A 19,753-nucleotide genomic window follows, 5' to 3' on the forward strand; every position below is an offset into this window, starting at 1 on the left:
CGTGTGCCGGTCAGTCCCAGTCAGCCGAGGGTCGGCCGACCGGGCCGCCGGTGTGCGCGGACCGGACGTAACCCTCGGGTGGCGGGGGAAGTGCGGCCACGCACTGCGCCGAACACGCGTTGACCAGCAGGGGCAGCACGTCCGTGGCCACCCGCAGGGAGATCCAGACCGGGTGGAGCCCGCCGAGCTCGACGGCTCGGTCGCAGACGCTGCATGAGGAGATGGCTGTCGTGCCCCAGCGGCGTGGGTCCAGGTCGCCGGTATCGAGTCCGGCGACCGAACTCTCGGCAGGCTGAAGCCGCGGAAAGGGGGGCCGCAGCTTGTAGTTGCCGAACAGGGTGCGCGTACTCACCGTGCTCCTGGTGAGCCTCGTGCATCTGGTGATCTCGTACGGGAACCAGTGCAGTCGGTAGGAGGTGTACGGGGTGAACTCCTCCAGGCTGGTCATCGCCCCGATCTCGGGCGGGATGCGGACGAGGTTGCTGCTGTAGAGCATGAGGTGCTTGACCGCCGTCAGCTTGGCGATGGTCGGCGGCAGAGTGACGATCTGCCGCCGTTCCTGGGGGGTGAGCTCGACGAGCGGACGGAACTCCTCCCGGCCGTCGGCGGCCGCCTCGTCGATGAGCGCGAGCAGATGCCGCCAGCCGGGGGCCGAGGTGTCCTGCCGTTCGGCGTGGAAGCCGACGCGAGCGCGCGGCTGGGAGCGGATTTGGTCGAAGCAGCGGCAGATGTCCTGATAGGACTCACGTCCAACGGGGTTCGGATTCGGCTCCGGGCTCGATGTATCGCTCCGACGGTTCACGAAGACCTCCCGCTCCGCCTCTTTCGTGATGGCGCCAACATACGGGCGCTTCCCTGGACTTACCCAGCGAATTTGACGGTCGGCAGCTCAAATCCCCAGCTGAGCTCGGGCTTTGCCTTCTGCCCGGGTGGCGGCGGCAGCTGTTACCGTCGCCGCTCTACACAGGCCCCGTCTACTCCGTCGACGACCTCGCCGACCGGCTCTGCCCATGGTGCATCGCGGACGGAACGACTGCCGGCCGCTACGAGGCCACCTTTACGGGAGGCGCTGTCGGCGGCGACGTACCGATCGAGGTCTTCGTGGCGGTGGCCGGCCGTACGCCGGGTTTTCCCGGATGGCAGGAACCTCAGTGGTATTCCACTGCGGTGACGGCGCGGCGTTCAGCTCAGCCCCTTTCAGGGTGTGGCGCAGTCGCCCCAGCCGAAGGTGGCAACGTAAGCCCGTCGAACCGCTTCTCCGCCGCGTCCGCCCCCGATGTGAATGACGGTCAGGACAAGGACGAACCAGGCGGTGAAACAGGATGAGAGTCCCCCGTCGAAGATCGCGCCGTTCCGCGTCCCGGCAGACTACGGGCTCCGACGCTAGGCCCAGTTCGCCCAGCCGAAGGTGAAGAGATAGGCCCGGCGCCCCGCGTCCAGACCTCGCGGGCCCCGAAGGAGCAGGACCACCAGCACGACGAGGAACAGGGCGGCAAAAGCGCCAGCCACGAGCACCCCGGCGACGGGTCCCGCAAGCGACTCCACGATCACACTCGCGACGACGACCAGCCCCAACCCGAAGTGCGCGGCGGGCAGGTCAGCCCTGACCGTCTCCCGTAACGCTTTGCGCGAGGCCCGCATGTCGGAGTCGTAGCGCTCCCGGGCCGCCTCCGGATCCGCGGCGGGACCCTCGGGCCATCGGTCCACCATCGTCCCCCTGTTCGAGCCGACGGGCATGTGTCGGGACGCCGCGGGAGCTTGCCGAATACGAGCGAGTGACTCGGGCCGTTTCGCGGTCTTCCAGCAGCGCACACGATCCACGTGCTCGTCTCCTGGGGCAAGGACGCCACGCCCTTCCGGGCGGACTGGGCCTCATCGCCGTACGCCTGGCCCTGGAGCGCGAGGAGCGTCTGACCGGCGACGAACACGTGGTTCTGAGGACGAAATTGGTCGTCCGGCAATCCGTGCGTTCGCTATCTTGACCGGTGCGGCGACCGCCGTCGGGCAATCCTGTGTTTCTGCGAAGGGTGGCGGATGGCCGTGGTCGCCGGCTGGGAGTGGGACGACACGTTGTTCTCGGGGACCGCCCCCTACTACCAACGGGGAAGGCTCCCGTACGCACCCGGTCTCGCGGATGTGCTCGCCGAGGTTCTGCAACTCGACGGTCGCGGGCGCCTGATCGACGTGGAATGCGGACCGGGCACCCTGGCACTGAGTCTGGCGCACCTGTTCGGTGAGATCGTCGGTGTGGACCCGGACAGTGGGATGCTCTCCGAAGCGCGACGGGGAGCCGCCGAGGCGGGGGTGAGCGGAAAGTCGCGGTGGGTGCGGGTCCGGGCCGAGGACCTGCCCGCAGACCTTGGGACGTTCACCGTGGCGACGTTCGCCCAGTCCTTCCACTGGATGGATCGGGATCTGGTGGCGGCGACCATCAGGGACATGCTCGTGCCCGGCGGGGCGTTCGTGCACATCTCGGATCTGAAGACGGAGCGTGGATCCGTCGACGGTCTTCCGTATCCGGCGGTGCCCTGTGCGGCGATGGACGAGTTGGTCAGGCACTACCTCGGACCGGTACGACGCGCCGGGCGCGGGGTGCTACCGCAGGGCACGCCCGGCGGCGAGGCGGCGGTGCTCACGCGCGCGGGATTCTCCGGTCCTCGGCGTCATGTCGTTCCCGGCGGGCAGGCGCTTGAGCGCACGTGCGACGACGTCGTCGCGGGGGTGTTCTCGATGTCGTTCTCGGCTCCGCACCTGTTCGGCGCGCGCCGCACCGCCTTCGAGTCGGACGTGCGTCTCCTACTGCGGGAGGTGTCCCCTTCGGGCCGATTCTCCGAACGCCTTCCGAGCACCGAGGTCTTCGTCTGGGGAAAGAACCGGTGATGGTGCGGGTGGGAAGCCGCAAGGCGTGCCGATCCCACTCGGCCCGTTCAGCCGGCGTCAGCAGGTGGCGTGCCCCGACAACGAAACGTGGCTGTCGGCCCGCAGCGGGATGCGGGCCCGGGCGTACCGTGATCCACTGAAAGAGCAGACATGACGACGTCCGTGCGCGGGCGGGGACGAAACAGCCGATCCGCAGGGCTCGGAAGGGGCGTCCACATGAAGGTTGTCGTGGATCTCACCCGGTGCCAGGGATACGCACAGTGCGCTTTCGCCGCGCCGGATGTGTTTGTCATGCAAGGGGACGAGGCGCTGCTGTACGACACCGATCCGGACGACGCGCAGCGGGAGAAGATCGTGCGGGCCGCGGCGGCCTGCCCGGTCCAGGCCATCTTCCTCGACCGAGACGACACCCGTGACGACACCCGGATCCGGGAGCCCACGCCCGAGATGCACATGGCCGCCCCCGGCCCTGGGGAGGCGTTCAAGCGTACGGGGCGCATCGTCATCGTCGGGGCGTCCCTGGCCGGCCTGCGGGCTGCTCGGACGCTGCGCCAGGAGGGCTTCACCGGCTCGCTGACCGTGATCGGGGACGAGCCTCACGCACCCTATGACCGGCCGCCGTTGTCCAAGCAGGTCCTCATGGGCCAGGTTCCCGCGCGGCGGACCGGACTACCCCGCCGCGACGAACTCGACGCGCACTGGCGGTTCGGAGTCGCGGCCACGGGGCTCGACCTGAGCGGCAAGCAGGTGCTGCTGGCCGATGGCGCGAAGGTGGGATTCGACCGGTTGCTCATCGCCACCGGGGTACGGGCGCGCCCGTGGCCGAACGAGGCGGAGGCCGCGCTCGACGGACTGTTCGCGCTGCACACGCCGGAAGACGCGGAGGGGTTGCGGCAACGGCTGGCGGCCGGGCCCGCCGGGTGCTGGTCATCGGCGCCGGGTTCACCGGCTGTGAAGTCGCCTCCGCCTGCCGCGAGTTGGATCTGCAGGTGACCGTGCTCGATCGCGGCCCGGCCCCGCTGGCCGGGGCGCTGGGCGCGGTGATCGGCGGGGTCGCGGCGCAGATGCAGCGCGACAACGGCGTCGACCTGCGGTGCGGCGTCAGAGTCGACTCACTGGAAGGCGATGGGAGTGGGAGGCTGCGGCGCGCCCGTCTGTCCGACGGCAGCACCCTGGATGTCGAAGTGGCGGTGGCCGCTCTCGGCAGCATCCGCAACGTGGGGTGGTTGGAAGGCTCGGGGCTTGCGGCAGGGGCCTGGGGCGTGGCGTGCGATACGGGGTGCCGCGCTGTCGACGTCAACGGCCTCGTGACCGACGATGTGTTCGTCGCAGGCGACGTGGCCCGCTGCCCGCACCCGGTCTACGACTACCAGTACCTCGCCCTGGAGCACTGGGGCAACGCCGTCGCCCAGGCGGGGATCGCCGCGCACAACATGATCAGCACCCAGAGCGAGCGCTGGCCGCACCTGGCGCTGCCGGAGTTCTGGTCCACCCAGTTCGGCACCGAGATCAAGTCCGTCGGTGTCCCGACCCACGCCGACCACGTCGTCATCGCCCAGGGATCGGTGGCCGAGCGCCGCTTCGTCGCCGTCTACGGCTACCGCGGGCGAATCACCGCGGCGGTCGCCTTCGACCAGGCCAAGTGGCTGGACTTCTATGCAGGTTTGATCGACCGGGCGGCGCCGTTCCCGCCGTCCTTCCGCACCGTCGACCAGTCCACCGACGGGCGCCCGGTCGCGGCCGAGGTCCCGGAACGGCCCACCCCGCAGGCCACGGTCGTGGTGACCGGTCACGGACCCAGTGAACGGCGGGCCACGTTGGTCCGCAGAACGTATCTGTGACCCCTGCCCAGGCCACCGCCCGTCCCTGATCCCCGAGTTGCGGGAGATGCTCTCCATGACCCGGACCAGCACCTGGCAGCAGATCCTCGATCCCTCCCACCGCGCCGACCCGTACCCGCTCTACACCGAGCTGCGCAAGACGCCCGTGGTGCGGGCGAAGGACGGGACCTACGTCGTGAGCGCCTACCGGGAGATCGTGTCTCTGCTCCACGACCCACGGCTCAGCTCGGATGCGCGCAACCTCCCCGAGGTCGGCGCCGATGTCGCGGCGCAGTACGAAGAGGGCCTTCCCGGGCTGCCGCCGAACTTCATCCGGACCGACCCGCCCGAGCACGACCGCCTTCGGCGCCTGCTGACGCGGAACTTCGGCCCACCCCACCGCCCGGGACGTATCGACGGCATGATGTCCGACCTGCTCGGGATCGTGACGAGACTGATCGACGACTTCACCGGCGAGGACGGGTCCGGCACGGTCCGGGTCGACATCGTCGACGACTTCGCCTATCCCTTCCCGGTCACGGTGATCTGCGAGCTGCTGGGAGTACCCCGCGAGGACGAACCGCGATTCCAGGTGATGTCCGGCGCGGTCATCGAAACCGCCGATCCGACCACCGGCGGGATCGTGGAGCGGCAGCGCCGACGCGCGAAGGCCGTCGCCGACCTCGGCCAGTACTTCGCCCAGCTCCTCGACGCCCGCCACGGCCGACGGGGCGACGACCTGCTCTCCGGACTGCTCAGCGGTGACAGCGACGAGGCGCCGATGTCACGCGAAGAGATACTGAGCAACGCGGCCCTGCTGCTCGTCGCCGGCCATGAGACGACCGTCAACCTCGTCACCAACGGCATGCTCACCCTCCTGCGCCACCCCGAGGTGCTCGAGCGGCTTCGTCGCGGTGACGAACCCGATCTGGCCGCCCGGGTGGTCGAGGAACTCCTGCGCTACGAGCCACCGGTGCAGTTTCTGTCCAGCGGCCGGAACACCCTCGACGACATCGAGATCGCAGGTACCACCATCCCCAAGGGATCACCGGTCGCCCTCGTGCTCGCCTCCGGCAGCCGCGACCCCGGCTTCGTCACGGACCCCGACCGCTTCGATCCCGATCGCGAGCACAACGAGCACCTCGGCTTCGGCGGCGGCATCCACTACTGCTTCGGTGCCCCGTTGGCCCGTCCCGAGACACAGATCGCTCTCACCCAGCTGGCACACCGGCTGAAGAACCCCCGACTCGTCGCCGACCCACCGCCCTACCGCGCGAGCCCCAGCCTGCGCGGCCCCCGCCACCTCCTGGTCGAGATCGACGGCGTCAACCCCGCGTGAGGATCTCCGCGATTCCCCGACGCGGCTCGGTCGATCCCCCAGAATCGCTCTTGTTTCCCATGGCGAAGGGACGGCAAGTATGGCGAACCGCGCGCTCCTCGTGATGGACGTCCAACGGGACATCGTGGGCATCGCCGACGACGGCTCTGGATATCTGCCGCGCCTGCGTTGGGCGATCGACGGTGCCCGCGCGGCGGGCATCCCCGTGATCTACGTGGTCATCGCGTTACGGCCGGACCATCCGGAGGTCAGCCCCCGCAACAGGGTGCTCACCGCCGCCGTGCGGGCCGGCCTGTTCACCGAGGGTGACCCCGGCACCGAGATCCACCACGACGTCGCGCCCGAGGTCCACCCTGTGCCGCGCCATCGACCTGGACTTCGACCTCACCGTCCTGGCGGATGCCTGCCTCGACACCGACCCCGAGATGCACCGGATCCTCACTGAGAAGCTGTTCCCGCAATGGGCGGATGTCGTCACCGTAGAGGACTGGCTCAAAGCCCTCACACCGCGATAGCGAGAGGCTGAAGCGGCCACGGAATTCCTGCCGCTCAGTGTCGCTCGGCTCTCGACTCTCGGCTCTCGGCTCCCGGCACGGGAACCTCACGCATCTGGAACCTCACGCGTCCCCGGCCGGCGGAGCCGTGCTCCCCCGCACCACCAGCTTCGTGGGGACGAGCGTGGTGCCGTGTTCGGGTCCGCCGTGGCGCATCCGCCGTAGGACACCTTCGACGCACAGGCGTCCCACCTCGGCGAAGTCCTGGTGGACCGTGGTCAGCGGCGGCAGGAAGGAGCCGGCCTCGGGGATGTCGTCGAAGCCGATGACGCTGACGTCGTCGGGGATCTTCCGGCCGCGTTCGTGCAGGGCCCGCAGGAGGCCCAGTGCCATCTGGTCGTTGGCGGCGAACACCGCCGTACAGTCGCGCTCGTCGGCGAGCCGCAGGCCCGCGCGGTAGCCGGACTCCGCCGACCAGTCGCCGCGTACGAGGGGCGGCGGGACGCGGCCCGCCTCGGTCAGGGCGGCGTGCCAGGCATCGGTGCGGCGCTGTGCCGCGAAGGACTCCTCGGGGCCGGCCAGGTGCCAGACCGTGCTGTGGCCGAGGTCCAGCAGGTGGCGCACGGCGGCCCGGGCTCCCCCGGCCTGGTCGGTGTCGACCACCGCGTAGCGGTCGCCCGCGTCCGAGTCGGCGACGACGACCTGCACGTGCGGGGGCAGGGAGATGGTCGCCGCGTCGAGCAGGTGCACCTCCATGATGGCGATGACGGCGTCGACGGCGAGTTCCCCGAGCCGCGAGAAGGCGCCGCGCACCTCGTCCTGGGTGGGCACGGCGACCGGCAGCAGCGTGACGGCGTAGCCCTCCTGCGCCGCGGAGGTGGCGATCGCCTCCAGGGTGCGCATGTTGCCCGTGGTGGAGAGGTTGAAGGTGATGACGCCGATGGTGCGGAACTCACCGCGCTTGAGGGCCCGGGCGGCGCTGTTGGGCCGGTAGCCCAGTTCCTTCATCGCCGCCAGCACCTGTTCACGGGTCTCCTCGTTCACACCCGCGTAACCATTGGACACGCGGGAAACCGTCTGCGAGGAGACCCCGGCCAGGCGTGCGACATCCGCCATGGACGCGGTCTGCGTGCGACGCACCGCCCGTTTTCCCTTGCGCCCGCGGGACCGTTCCATCCCCGTCGAGGCGCTGTCCGCAGTGTCCACCCGTCTCCTTTGTTACCCGGGTCGCCGTTTCGTCAGACGACCCTTGACCACCGACATTGGCGCAGTGTAGACATGCCGCCATCAGATGTTTACGTAAACATAACAGCCCTCGACGCCAAGGGGGACGGCATGTTTACGTAAACATCGCGACGGCGTGAGACGCCGGTTCCGAGATGGACGAGCGAGGAACGACATGACGACGCTTCAACCCCCTGCGGGCGTGGCACGGCGCCCGGACCGGCCTCCGAAAAGGGACCGCCGCTCCTGGACAGGATGGGGGTTCATCGGCCCCTTCGCGGTGGTCTTCGCCTTCGTCTTCCTGGCTCCGATCGCCTATTCGATCTACCTCAGCCTGTTCCGCGACAAGCTCATCGGGGGCACGTCCTTCGTCGGCCTGGACAACTACAAGCAGGCTCTCCAGGACGACCAGTTCTGGTCCTCCTTGGAGCGGGTCTCGCTCTTCCTGCTGATCCAGGTGCCGATCATGCTGGGGATCGCCCTGCTCGTCGCACTCGCGCTGGACAGTGGCCGTCTGTACGGCAGGAACTTCTTCCGGATCTCGATCTTCCTGCCGTACGCGGTGCCCGCCGTGGTCGCCACCCTGATGTGGGGCTTCATGTACGGCACCCGGTTCGGTCTGGTGGGTGACATCAACAGCGCCTTCGACGTCACCCTGCCCGACCCGCTCTCCGCGGACCTGGTCCTGGCGTCGATCGGCAACATCGTCACCTGGGAGTTCGTGGGCTACAACATGCTGATCTTCTACTCCGCGCTGCGGGTCATCCCGAACTCGCTGTACGAGGCCGCGGAGATCGACGGCGCCGGGCAGATCCGCATCATCTCGGCCATCAAGCTCCCCGCCATCCGCGGCGCCCTGGTCATCGCGACGATCTTCTCGATCATCGGCAGCTTCCAGCTCTTCAACGAGCCGAGCATCCTGCGGCCGCTGGCGCGCAACGCCATCACAACGGACTACACCCCGAACTACTACACGTACTCACTGTCCTTCAACGGACAGCAGCACAACTACTCCGCGGCGGTCGCCATCATCATGGGGCTGATCACCATGGTCATCGCCTATGTCGTGCAGCTCCGCGGCATGCGCAAGGGAGCGTGACCCGATGAGCAGCACGAGCAGCCCCGTCACCACCGCCTCCCAGCCCCCGTCCGCCCAGTCCGGTGAGTCCGGCGGTTCCAAGAACACGCCCCGACTGCGCACGCGGCGCAAGCACACTCCCGGACGCCCCAAGCGCAGCGTCCTGCTGACCGTGCTCACCGGCCTGATCATGCTCTACACCGTGGTGCCCCTGGTGTGGCTGGTCATCAGCGCCACCAAGACCCAGGACGGGCTCGCCAACTCGTCCGGCCTGTGGTTCAGTCACGACTTCGCCCTCTGGGACAACATCAGCAAGACGTTCACGTACCACGACGGCATCTTCGTCCGCTGGCTGCTGAACACCCTGCTGTACGTCGTGCTCGGCGCCGGCGGCGCGACCCTCCTGGCGATCCTGGGCGGCTACGCGCTGGCGAAGTTCTCCTTCCCCGGGAAGCGCGCCGTCTTCGCCGTGGTCATCGGTGCCGTCGCCGTCCCGGGCACCGCCCTGGCGGTGCCCACCTTCCTGATGTTCAGCAAGATGGGGCTGACGGACACACCGTGGGCGGTGATCATCCCTTCACTCGTCTCGCCCTTCGGCCTGTACCTGATGTGGGTCTTCGCCACCGAGGCCATCCCCACCGAACTGATGGAGGCCGCCCGCATCGACGGAGCGGGCGAGATCCGCACCTTCTTCCAGGTCGCCATGCCGCTGCTCGCTCCTGGCACCGTGACCGTCCTGCTGTTCACCACGGTCGCGACCTGGAACAACTACTTCCTGCCGCTGATCATGCTCAAGGACCCCAACTGGTACCCCCTGACCCTGGGCCTGGACTCCTGGAACTCCCAGGCCCAGACGATCGGTGGCGACGTGATCTTCAACCTGGTGATCACCGGATCGCTGCTCACCATCGTGCCGCTGATCGCCGCGTTCCTGCTGCTGCAGAAGTACTGGCAGTCCGGACTCGCCGCCGGAAGCGTCAAGGAATAGCCCGCCCTCAGGCCCCCACCCCCCGCAGCCTCACCTCTTTCACCCTCACCCTGTCCCACCCATGAAGAAGTCCCACCCACGAAGAAGTGGAAGCACCTCCATGCGCAGAACCACCGGCCGCCTGCTGCGCGGCTTCGCTCTCCTCTCCGTCCTCGCCCTGGGGGCCACCGCCTGCGGCGGCTCCGACGACGACAGCTCGGGCCAGAAGGCGGTCTCCGCCGCGGACATCCAGGCGGCCCTCAAGAAGGGCGGCACGGTCAACGTCTGGGCCTGGGAGCCCACGCTGAAGACGGTCGCCGCCGACTTCCAGAAGAAGTACCCCAAGGTCAAGATCAACCTCGTCAGCGAGCGGTCCGGCGACAAGCACTACACCGCCCTGTCGAACGCCATCTCGGCCGGGAAGGGCGTCCCCGACGTCGCGCAGGTCGAGTACTTCGCGCTGAGCCAGTACTCCCTCACCAAGGGCCTCAGCGACCTGGCCCCCTACGGCGCCGACAAGCTCGCCGCCAAGTACACCCCGGGTCCGTGGAACGCCGTGAGCGAGGGTGACAAGGTCTACGGCCTGCCGATGGACTCCGGCCCCATGGCGATGTTCTACAACAAGAAGGTCTTCGACAAGTACAAGATCGCGGTCCCGACCACCTGGGACGAGTACGTCGACGCGGCCCGCAAGCTGCACAAGGCCGACCCCAAGGTCTACATCGCCAACGACGCCGGCGACGCGGGCTTCACCACCAGCATGCTGTGGCAGGCCGGTTCGCGTCCCTACAAGGTCGACGGCACCAAGGTGACGGTCAACTTCGAGGACGCGGGCGCCAAGAAGTACACCGACACCTGGCAGAAGCTCATCGACGAGAAGCTCGTCTCGCCCATCAACGGCTGGACCGACGACTGGTACAAGGGCCTGGGCGACGGCACCATCGCCACCCTGACCACCGGCGCCTGGATGCCCGCCAACTTCGTCTCCGGCGTTCCGAACGCCTCCGGTGACTGGCGAGCGGCCCCGATGCCGCAGTGGGCCAAGGGCGAGAAGGCGAGCGCGGAGAACGGCGGCAGCTCGCTCGCCCTGCCCGCGCTGGGCAAGAACAAGGAACTCGCCTACGCGTTCGTCGAGTACGCCAACTCCGGTGACGGCGTGCAGACCCGCATCAAGCAGGGCGCCTTCCCGGCGACCAAGGCCGAACTCCAGTCCACCGAGTTCCAGAACACCAAGTTCGACTACTTCGGCGGCCAGGAAGCCAACAAGATCTTCGCCGAGTCCGCCGCCAACGTCGCCAGCGACTGGTCGTACCTGCCCTTCCAGCAGTACGCCAACTCGATCTTCAACGACACCGTCGGCAAGGCCTACATCTCCGGCACCAAGCTGGCCGCCGGTCTGAAGAGCTGGCAGGACGCCTCCATCAAGTACGGCAACGAGCAGGGCTTCACCGTCTCGAAGTAACCGGCATACCCCTCGGGAGCCGCCGCTGAGCAGCAGGCGCTCAGCGGCGGCCGCCCGGAAGCAACCACGTACCTCGCGCCACCCGTGCAGTAACCGGAAGGACCACCATGATCTCCACCCTCCTGTCCCAGTTGCGGCACGGGCCGGACGGTGATCCCACCCCCCGCCTCGCCTACGGCGCCGACTACAACCCGGAGCAGTGGCCACGCGAGGTGTGGGAGGAGGACATCCGGCTCATGCGGGAGGCGGGCGTCAACATCGTCTCCGTGGCGATCTTCTCCTGGGCCCGCATCCAGCCCGCCGAGAACGAGTGGGACTTCGGCTGGCTCGACGAGATCATGGACCTGCTGCACGCGGGAGGCATCGGGGTCGACCTGGCCACCGCCACCGCCTCCCCGCCGCCCTGGCTCAGCACGGCGCACCCGGAGATCCTTCCGGTCACCGCCTCCGGCGAGACGCTGTGGCCCGGGGCGCGCCAGCACTGGCGTCCCACCTCCCCCGTCTTCCGCGAGCACGCGCTGCGCCTGGTGCGCAAGATGGCCGAGCGGTACGCGAACCACCCCGCGCTGGTCGCCTGGCACGTCTCCAACGAGCTGGGCTGCCACAACGTCTACGACTACTCCGACGACGCCGCCCGCGCCTTCCGCGACTGGCTGCGCGCCCGCTACACGACGCTCGACGCCCTCAACCACGCCTGGGGCACGGCGTTCTGGTCCCAGCGCTACAGCGACTGGGAGCAGATCCTGCCGCCCCGGCTGGCCGCCTCCCACCCGAACCCCACCCAGCAGCTGGACTTCAAGCGTTTCTCCTCCGACGTGCTGAAGGACCATCTGCGCGCGGAGCGGGACGTCCTGCGCGAGCTCACGCCCGGTGTTCCGGTCACCACCAACTTCATGGTGATGGGCAACACCAAGGGAATGAACTACGCGGACTGGGCCGCCGAGATCGACTTCGTCTCCAACGACCACTACGTGGTGCCCGGCCCGCAGGACCGCGACGAGCTGTCCTTCTCCGCCAACCTCGTCAGCGGCATCGCCGGCGGCCGTCCGTGGTTCCTCATGGAGCACTCCACCAGCGCCGTCAACTGGCAGCCGATCAACGTGGCCAAGCGGCCGGGCGACCTCGCCCGTGACTCGCTGGTGCACGTCGCCCACGGCGCCGACGCGGTGTGCTTCTTCCAGTGGCGCCAGTCGGCGGCAGGCGCAGAGAAGTACCACTCGGCGATGGTCCCGCACGCCGGAGCCGACAGTGAGCTCTTCCGCGCGGTGGCCGACCTCGGACAGACCCTCAAGACCCTCGCTCCGGTCGCCGGGACCGAGCGTGAGCCGGCCCGGGTCGGCATCGTCTTCGACTGGGACTCGTGGTGGGCGAGCGAGCAGGACTCCCACCCCACCGCCCAGCTCAGCTACCGGCAGGAGGCGCTGGACTGGTACTCCGCGCTCCTCGCCCTCGGCATCAGGGCCGACGTCGTCACCACACAGACCGAACTCGAGCGCTACCAGGTCCTGATCACGCCGGTGCTGCACGTCATGCCGGCCCCGCTCGCCAAGGAGCTCACCCGGTACGCCGAGAACGGCGGCCACCTGATCACCACGTACTTCTCCGGTGTCGTCGACGAGAACGACCACATCTGGCTCGGCGGCTACCCGGGCGCCCTGCGCGAGCTGCTCGGCATCCGCATCGAGGAGTTCGGCCCGCTGCTCGACGGCGAGACGGCCGACGTCGACCTGGACGGCGTGGACGGCGCCGCCACGGGCACCTTGTGGACCGACCGGATCAGCGTCACCGACCCGGCGGTGGAGGTGCTGGCGCATTACCGCGGCGGCACGTACGCCGACCGCCCCGCCGTCACCCGGCGCCCGACGGGCCAGGGCTCGGCCGCGTACGTCTCCACCCGGCTCGGCACGGACGGTCTCACCGCGCTGCTGCCGAAGCTGCTCGCCCCGGCCGGTGTGCACAGTGAACTGCCGGACGGCGCGCGGGGAAGCGTCGAGCTGATCGTGCGCCGGAGCGCGGACAGCCGCTATCTGTTCCTGGTCAACCGGACCGACGAGACGGTGCCGCTGACCGGAGTCTCCGGAGACCTGCTGGTCGGCCGGACGGACGACGACACCGTCGTCCTCGCCCCCCGGGACGTCGCCGTACTGCGGCAGCCCGCCCTTTGACAGCCCTCGAACAGCGAGCACGGCCCCCGTTCGAGGGTTAGCCGGCGTGCCCCCGGGCGGGGGCACGCCGGTCCATCGCAGCGACCACACACGAGTTGGGAGCACACGTTGGCACGCCGTACCCGCACAAGACGGCTTCTGGGAACCATCGCAGGCACCGCACTGGCCACCGGGGCAGCCCTGGTCACCGCCCCGCCGACGAGCGCGGAGACCGCGCCGACGGCCGCCGCGTCCGTGACCGTCCGGCCGGATCCCTCGTACAAGGAGCAGAGCTTCGAGGGCTGGGGCACCAGCCTGGTCTGGTTCGCCAACGCCACCGGCGACTACCCGGCGCCGATCCGCGAGAAGCTCGCCAAGCTCCTGTTCGGCGACGACGGCCTCAATCTGAACATCGCCCGCTACAACATCGGCGGTGGCAACGCCCCCGACGTCAAGAACTACCTGCGGGCCGGCGGAGCGGTCGAGGGCTGGTGGAAGGCCCCGGACGGCACCACCCATACGGACACCGACTGGTGGAGCGCCGACGACGCGGCCGACTGGAACCCGAACGCCGACGCCACCCAGCGCTGGTGGGTGGACCGGATCAAGAAGGACATCACCCACTGGGAGACGTTCAGCAACTCGCCGCCCTGGTTCATGACCAACAGCGGCTATGTCTCCGGCGGCTTCAACTCCTCCGCCGACCAGCTCAAGGCCGACTCCGTCGACGACTTCGCCGCCTATCTGGCGGGCGCGACCAAGCGGCTGGAGAAGGCACACGGCATCAAGGTCGACACCCTCGACCCGTTCAACGAGCCGAACACGAACTACTGGGGCACGCGCCTGGGCGCGGACGGGCAGCCGGTCGGCGGCCGCCAGGAGGGGGCGCACATCGGCCCCGAGCTCCAGCAGCAGGTGATCCGCGCGCTGGCCCCCGCCCTCGAGAAGGCGAAGACCGGCACGAAGATCTCCGCGATGGACGAGACCAACCCCAGCATCTTCACACAGAACTGGAACACCTACCCGCAGGACGTCCGGGACCTCGTCGGCCAGTTGAACGTCCACACCTACGGCACCGGCGGCCGTAGCAGCGTGCGCGACCTGGCCAAGGCGGCGGACAAACCGCTGTGGATGAGCGAGGTCGAGGGCGACTGGGGCGACGGCCAGAGCTTCACGGACATGCGGCCGGGCCTGGGCCTGGCCCAGCAGATGGTCGACGACCTGCGCGAACTCGAGCCCAAGGCCTGGGTGTTCTGGCAGCCGGTCGAGGACTACGACAACATGAAGCCGGGCGGTGAGTCCGCCAAGGGCGGCAACTGGGGCAGCATCCAGCTCCCGTTCAGCTGCACCTCCGCGGACACCCTCGCGACCTGCCCGATCCACACGAACACGAAGTTCGACACCGCTCGGAACTTCACCCACTACATCAAGCCGGGCGACCGGCTGATCATGACCGACGACACGTTCAGCGCGGCCGCGGTCTCCAAGAGCGGCAACGGGGCGACCGTCGTCCACGTCAACAGCACCACCAGCGCGCGTACGGTCACCATCGACCTGTCCAAGTTCGGCCACATCGCGCGGGGCGCGACGGTGACTCCCGTGGTGACCAGCGCCGACGGCAAGCTGGCACGCCAGACCCCCGTCCCGGTCACCGACCGCCGAGCCACCTTCACCGTGCCCGCCCAGTCCGTGACCTCCTTCGTCGTCAAGGGCGTGTCGGGCGTGGCCAAGGACGCCGCTCTGCTGAAGAAGGGCCACACCTACTCCCTGACCGGCGTCCAGAGCGGCAAGGCGCTCACCGTCTCGGACGACGGCGGCAAGCTCGTCATCAAGACGGCGAGCACGGACCCGGCCACGGTCACCGGCCAGCGATGGCAGCTGCGCCAGATCAGCGGCCAGACCGGCAACCGGCAACGGTACGTGTTCACCAACCCGGTGGAGGGCAAGCGGCTGGCCGTGCGCGACGGCGCCCCCGTCCTGGAGGCGGACACCGGACCGCGTGACACGGCCACACAGTGGATCATGTCGACGACCGGTGACGGCACCTGGACCCTCGTCAACGCCGCCACCGGAAGGCTCCTGGAGGTGGGCGGCCAAGCCACCGCCGACGGATCCGCCGTCACGATCTGGACGCCGAACTCCGGCTCGAACCAACGGTGGACGGTATCCGACGTGACCGCCGGGGCCGGCTCCTAGCCCTACGGCACCATCCCTCTCCGCACCCGCCCGTGACGGCCCGCGCGGGTGCGGAGAGGATGCCTCGGCCGCGTCAAACACCGTGGGTGTCAGGTGAGTTCGAGCAGTCCCCTGCGCACGGCCTCCGAGACGGCCGCCGCCCGGTTGTCGACCCTGAGTTTGCGATAGACGCGCACGAGGTGGGTCTTGACCGTGGCCTCGCTGAGGTACAGCGCTTCGGCGATGGCCCGGTTGCTGCGCCCCTCGGCGAGCAGCCGGACGACCTCGATCTCGCGATGGCTCAAGTCCTGCTCCGGGTTGACCACTTGGCCGACGAGTTCGCCGACGATCTCCGCGGCGAGTCCCATGGAGCCCGCGGCCGCGGTGCGGACCGCCTGGAACAGTTCCTCCGGCGGCCCCGCCTTGAGTACGTAGCCGCGCGCACCCGCCTCCAACGCGCGGACGACATCGGCCCGTCCGGCGTAGCTGGTCAGCATCACCACCGCCACACCGGGCGCCCGGGCGCCGAGCCGACGGGCCGCCTCGACGCCGTCGATCCCCTGACCCGGTCCGGCGAACCGCAGATCCATCAGCACGACGTCCGGGGTCAACCGGGCCCCCAGACGGACCGCTTCCTCGCCGCTGCCCGCCTCTGCGATCACGTCGAGGTCGGGTTCACCTTCCAGCAGGGCCCGCAGCCCGGCGCGTACGACGGTGTGGTCGTCGGCGATCAGCAGGCGCAGCGGTGCGGCGGTCATCGGGCGGTCGCCGGTGTGAACGACGGTTCGACCGGCCGCGGTCGGGACCCCGCGGGCACCGAGGCCCGGATCCTGGTACCCCGGCCGGGTGCGCTGCTGACGTCGAGGTCGCCCCCGCACTCACGCAGGCGCGCCCGAGCGGCCGGGAGGCCGAATCCGCGGTCCGTCCGGACGGCGCCCGGCGGGCGCTCGCTCGCGAACGTGTCTGCCGGGTCGAACCCGATTCCGTCGTCGCTCACTTCGAGTTCGACACGATCGGAGTGCCGGTGGAAGGTGACCAGCACGTTCACCGCGTGGGCGTGTTCGCGTACGTTCGCCAGGGCGTTCTGGGCGATGCGGAACAGAGTGGTGGCGGCCTGGTCGTCGAGGGCGGGCCGATGCGTTCCGAGCGAGCGGAACCGTACCCGGGCCGCGGCACCTTCCTGACGCGAACGGGCGCACAGCAGCCGCAGCGCGCCTTCGAGGCCGGCCTCGGCGACGGTGGACGGGGTCAGGTCCCGGATCATCCGGCGGGTCTCGGCGAGGTTGCTGCCCAGTCCGTCGGCCACGGCACGGACCCGGGTCCGTGTCACCTCCGGCCGCGCGTCCCAGTCGCGCTCGGCCGCCTGGAGCAGCATCAGGCTGCCGGCGAGTTCCTGGGCCAGGGTGTCGTGCAGATCGCGGGCGATGCGGGTGCGTTCCGCCAGTACGCCCGCCTGGCGTTGCTGGCGCGCGAGCGTGTCGCGGGTGTCCCGCAGTTCCTCGACGAGGCGCTGGCGGATCGCGGCGTCCCGCTGCTGGCCGCGGTAGAGGGCGACGGTTCCCCAGACGGCCGCCACCGGAACGAGGACAACCTCCGGGTCGAACCGGCCCGTGGACTGGACGAGTGCGTCGACGAGCACGAAGGTGATCACGGCGACCGTGACCATCGCGGAGCGGCGGCCGAGCGCGCGCAGGGCCGCGCAGGCCAGCGGGACGGCACACCAGACGTAGGCCGTCGTCAGTGGTGACGGCGCGAGGAAGACGAGGGCGGTCCACAGCAGGAGCAGCAGGGGGATCCAGAGGTGACGGCCGAGCGGGCCGAGCCGGTCCGAGTAGGCGAGCCCGCCCGCGTACGTCACGGCCAGCAGCCCGCTGACGGTCACGATGTACCAGCACAGGGGGACCTCGAGCTGGGCGAGGCGGACGAGTCCGGCGCCGACGACGAGGAAGAAGGCGAGGTGCGAAACGTGTTCCAGGGTGGGCCGGTTGCCGCGGGCGGTCGGTGGAACGCGGTCGGGCACGGCAGATCCTCTTGGGGCGGACTGATCCAGTCGGACAGGGCGTCCGAGTCTATCCGTCGTCTGTAGGGCCCATGTGAAGAGCGGGACCGCCGGTCTCCGTACGGCCCTGTGTACGAAGACCAGCGACCCCACCAGCGGTTACGCCCCCGGGTGCAGGCCGAGTCGGCCCGGCGTGGGGTCGCCCTCCACCTCGCCGAAGTACAGGGCGAAGGTCTGCTTCCAGCGCTCGACGGCCGCGCGGTCGGCCATGAAGCGGGGGAAGCCGTCGATGTGGGCGTCGGGGTACTCCCAGATCGGCTTCAGACCGGCCGCGGGCGTGACGTCGGTCCGTACCGACCAGCCGTTGAAGGACGCCTGCTGCTGGGGGGTGGACAGCTGCCAGTTGAGGTACAGCTTGGCGGCCGTCGTGTTCCTTGCCTGCTTGAGGATGGCGGCGCGCTGGCCCCAGGCCATGAAGGGGTGTCCGTCGGTGACGACCCACTTCGTGGGAGCCGTCGCCGGAACGGCCAGTGAGCCCCCGCCGCCGATGCCGATGGCCTTCTGCCCTGCTCTGACCGCGTCCCCCGGGGAGTTGCTGCCCCGGGCGAAGCGCACGTCCTGCCGGGCCAGCGCGGCCACCCAGTCCCAGCCGTACTTCCGCGCGTACAGGCTGTAGAGATAGAGGACCGCGTCGTCGTCGTGCGGGTACGACGAGGCGATCTTCCCCCTCCACTTCGGGTCGATCAGGTCGAGCGGGGACTTCGGGGCGTCCGCGCCGGCCGCCGCGACGTCGTACAGGAAGCTGAAGCCGATCGCGCCGATGGCGACCCAGGCGCCGTGCGGGTCCTTGAAGCCGTCGTACACCTGGGAGAACCCGGCCGGCTTGTACGGCAGCAGGCGGCCCTGCTCCTTCCAGCGGGTGAAGTCCTGGAGCGTCTGCAGTTGTACGACGTCGGGGACCAGGGTGTCGGTGGCGAACTGGTTGTCGACGCGGACGTCGTGGTACTTGCTGTAGTCCACGATGAGCTTCAGGTCGATGTCCGGGAAGCGCCTTAGGAAGGCGGCCTTGGTGCCGTCCTGCTGTGTCGGGGTGTCTCCGCCGGCGTAGATGACGAGCTTGCCGCCGTCCGCCAGGGCGGCCCGGTACAACTCGTCGAGCGTCCTGGTCTCCTCGGCCCCGCCGGTCCGGCGGGACCCGGTGGACGAGGCAGCGGCGGCGGGGCCGGCCGCGGCGCCGAACGCTCCGAGGCCAAGGGCCGCGGCACCGGCTCCGGTGGCAAGTACACGTCGTCTGCTGAGGAAACTGGACACTCTGTGGGCCTCTCTGAGGGGGTGAGGACCTCGGCGGGTTGAACGCGGCGCCATGGTCAGTGGCGATTCTGGCTCCGTGACGTGAGGCCGCGCGTCATCCGTACGCGGCAAAGGACGCGCGGGCGGTGGAACCCGCGTTCAACCGATCGGTTGAACGACGCCGACGGCCGGGCGGCGCCGCACCCAGCCGAACAGCGCCACCGAACCCACCGCCGCGAACGCGCACCAGGTCGACACGAACTCCAGCTCCCACAGAACCCAGCAGATCAGCGCGCCGGTGCCCATCAGCACCCCGAGCAGCAGAAGCCCACGGTCACCGGAGAGCAGGAGGGAGCCGACGGTGGCCAGGAGATAGCCGGCGACGAGCAGTTCGGGATGGTTCAGATGCACGAAGTAGCCGAGGGTGTGGCCGCGGACCTCCGCTCGCACGGGACGGGTCACGAGGGCGTACGCGAGTGCGGCGGCGGTTGCGAGGCCGATCGCCAGGGGGACCGTCAGCCTGCGCCGGGCGTGCGGGGGCGCCGCGCACATCACACCGGCCGGGACCCACACCGCGAGCAGAGGCAGCGCGATGACGGCCCAGGCGACGGTCGCCGGGCCCGTACCCCCGCCGGAGTCCCACACCACGGACTCCACGATCTGATGCGCCCCGAGGACCAACGGCAGCGCGGCCAGCGGCAGATCACGGACCCGCCGCACCCGCGCCACACAGGCCACCCCGACCGCGCCGATCCCGACACCGGCGGCCAGGTCGGCCGTCGCACTCCAACACATCGCGCCACCCGGGGGTCGGCCGTCATGTGATCACACTCTTACGTGGACCACGGTAGTGCCGCCGCGCGGACTCATGCGGGCAACCC

The 19,753-nt window shown here is 69.5% G+C and carries 15 protein-coding genes and 2 pseudogenes; 10 read left to right on the forward strand and 7 right to left on the reverse strand.

Annotated elements, in window-relative coordinates:
* Positions 1 to 10: 10 nt before the first annotated feature.
* Entirely contained in the window at positions 11 to 802 is a 792-nt protein-coding gene (locus ACZ7M3_RS36980; protein ID WP_472069286.1) for a leucine-rich repeat domain-containing protein, read from the reverse strand.
* A gap of 215 nt (positions 803 to 1,017) precedes the next feature.
* Here ACZ7M3_RS36980 and ACZ7M3_RS36985 point away from each other — a divergent pair, with 215 nt between their 5' ends.
* Positions 1,018 to 1,326, forward strand: coding sequence for a CbrC family protein (locus tag ACZ7M3_RS36985; protein WP_472069530.1), 309 nt, complete (start codon positions 1,018 to 1,020; stop codon positions 1,324 to 1,326).
* A gap of 57 nt (positions 1,327 to 1,383) precedes the next feature.
* Here the strand turns inward: ACZ7M3_RS36985 and ACZ7M3_RS36990 are convergent, their stop codons facing one another.
* Positions 1,384 to 1,710, reverse strand: coding sequence for a hypothetical protein (locus ACZ7M3_RS36990; RefSeq protein ID WP_472069288.1), 327 nt, complete (start codon positions 1,708 to 1,710; stop codon positions 1,384 to 1,386).
* Positions 1,711 to 2,034: 324 nt separating this feature from the next.
* Between ACZ7M3_RS36990 and ACZ7M3_RS36995 the strand changes: the two genes are divergently transcribed.
* The 4 genes and pseudogenes from ACZ7M3_RS36995 (at position 2,035) to ACZ7M3_RS37010 (ending at position 6,554) form a co-directional block, all read left to right on the forward strand.
* On the forward strand, positions 2,035 to 2,880 hold the full coding sequence (locus tag ACZ7M3_RS36995; protein WP_472069290.1) for a class I SAM-dependent methyltransferase: 846 nt from the start codon (positions 2,035 to 2,037) through the stop codon (positions 2,878 to 2,880).
* Positions 2,881 to 3,096: 216 nt separating this feature from the next.
* A pseudogene (locus tag ACZ7M3_RS37000) lies at positions 3,097 to 4,721 on the forward strand (FAD-dependent oxidoreductase).
* A gap of 55 nt (positions 4,722 to 4,776) precedes the next feature.
* Positions 4,777 to 6,039 (forward strand): cytochrome P450, encoded by a 1,263-nt coding sequence (locus ACZ7M3_RS37005; protein ID WP_472069292.1) that lies wholly within the window; start codon positions 4,777 to 4,779, stop codon positions 6,037 to 6,039.
* A 79-nt stretch (positions 6,040 to 6,118) separates the two neighbouring features.
* Positions 6,119 to 6,554: pseudogene (locus ACZ7M3_RS37010) on the forward strand (cysteine hydrolase family protein).
* Between the two features lie 102 nt (positions 6,555 to 6,656).
* On the opposite strand, the gene ACZ7M3_RS37015 reads toward ACZ7M3_RS37010, so the two are convergent.
* Positions 6,657 to 7,709, reverse strand: coding sequence for a LacI family DNA-binding transcriptional regulator (locus ACZ7M3_RS37015; RefSeq protein WP_095850525.1), 1,053 nt, complete (start codon positions 7,707 to 7,709; stop codon positions 6,657 to 6,659).
* Between the two features lie 223 nt (positions 7,710 to 7,932).
* On the opposite strand from ACZ7M3_RS37015, the gene ACZ7M3_RS37020 reads away from it, so the two are divergent.
* The 5 genes from ACZ7M3_RS37020 to ACZ7M3_RS37040 all read left to right on the forward strand — a co-directional run bounded on the left by ACZ7M3_RS37020 (position 7,933) and on the right by ACZ7M3_RS37040 (position 15,604).
* The gene (locus ACZ7M3_RS37020; RefSeq protein WP_067381317.1) at positions 7,933 to 8,856 is read left to right on the forward strand and encodes a carbohydrate ABC transporter permease; all 924 of its coding nucleotides are present in this window, start codon (positions 7,933 to 7,935) and stop codon (positions 8,854 to 8,856) included.
* A 4-nt stretch (positions 8,857 to 8,860) separates the two neighbouring features.
* The gene (locus ACZ7M3_RS37025; RefSeq protein WP_472069294.1) at positions 8,861 to 9,823 is read left to right on the forward strand and encodes a carbohydrate ABC transporter permease; all 963 of its coding nucleotides are present in this window, start codon (positions 8,861 to 8,863) and stop codon (positions 9,821 to 9,823) included.
* Positions 9,824 to 9,923: 100 nt separating this feature from the next.
* Positions 9,924 to 11,264, forward strand: coding sequence for an ABC transporter substrate-binding protein (locus ACZ7M3_RS37030; protein WP_472069296.1), 1,341 nt, complete (start codon positions 9,924 to 9,926; stop codon positions 11,262 to 11,264).
* 107 nt (positions 11,265 to 11,371) lie between these two features.
* On the forward strand, positions 11,372 to 13,429 hold the full coding sequence (locus ACZ7M3_RS37035) for a beta-galactosidase (protein ID WP_472069298.1): 2,058 nt from the start codon (positions 11,372 to 11,374) through the stop codon (positions 13,427 to 13,429).
* Between the two features lie 108 nt (positions 13,430 to 13,537).
* Complete coding sequence (locus tag ACZ7M3_RS37040) at positions 13,538 to 15,604, forward strand: RICIN domain-containing protein (protein WP_472069300.1); 2,067 nt, start codon at positions 13,538 to 13,540, stop codon at positions 15,602 to 15,604.
* Positions 15,605 to 15,693: 89 nt separating this feature from the next.
* On the opposite strand, the gene ACZ7M3_RS37045 is transcribed toward ACZ7M3_RS37040, so the two are convergent.
* The 4 genes from ACZ7M3_RS37045 to ACZ7M3_RS37060 all read right to left on the reverse strand — a co-directional run bounded on the left by ACZ7M3_RS37045 (position 15,694) and on the right by ACZ7M3_RS37060 (position 19,667).
* A complete protein-coding gene (locus tag ACZ7M3_RS37045) occupies positions 15,694 to 16,341 on the reverse strand; it encodes a response regulator (RefSeq protein ID WP_472069302.1) in 648 nt (215 codons plus the stop codon).
* Complete coding sequence (locus tag ACZ7M3_RS37050; protein ID WP_472069304.1) at positions 16,338 to 17,603, reverse strand: sensor histidine kinase; 1,266 nt, start codon at positions 17,601 to 17,603, stop codon at positions 16,338 to 16,340. The genes ACZ7M3_RS37045 and ACZ7M3_RS37050 overlap by 4 nt, the downstream gene beginning before the upstream one ends.
* Positions 17,604 to 17,741: 138 nt before the next feature.
* Entirely contained in the window at positions 17,742 to 18,893 is a 1,152-nt protein-coding gene (locus ACZ7M3_RS37055) for an ABC transporter substrate-binding protein (RefSeq protein WP_472069306.1), read from the reverse strand.
* 138 nt (positions 18,894 to 19,031) lie between these two features.
* A complete protein-coding gene (locus tag ACZ7M3_RS37060) occupies positions 19,032 to 19,667 on the reverse strand; it encodes a DUF6629 family protein (RefSeq protein WP_472069308.1) in 636 nt (211 codons plus the stop codon).
* Between the last annotated feature and the right edge of the window lie 86 nt (positions 19,668 to 19,753).

Source organism: Streptomyces sp. NPDC111656 (assembly GCF_055656965.1).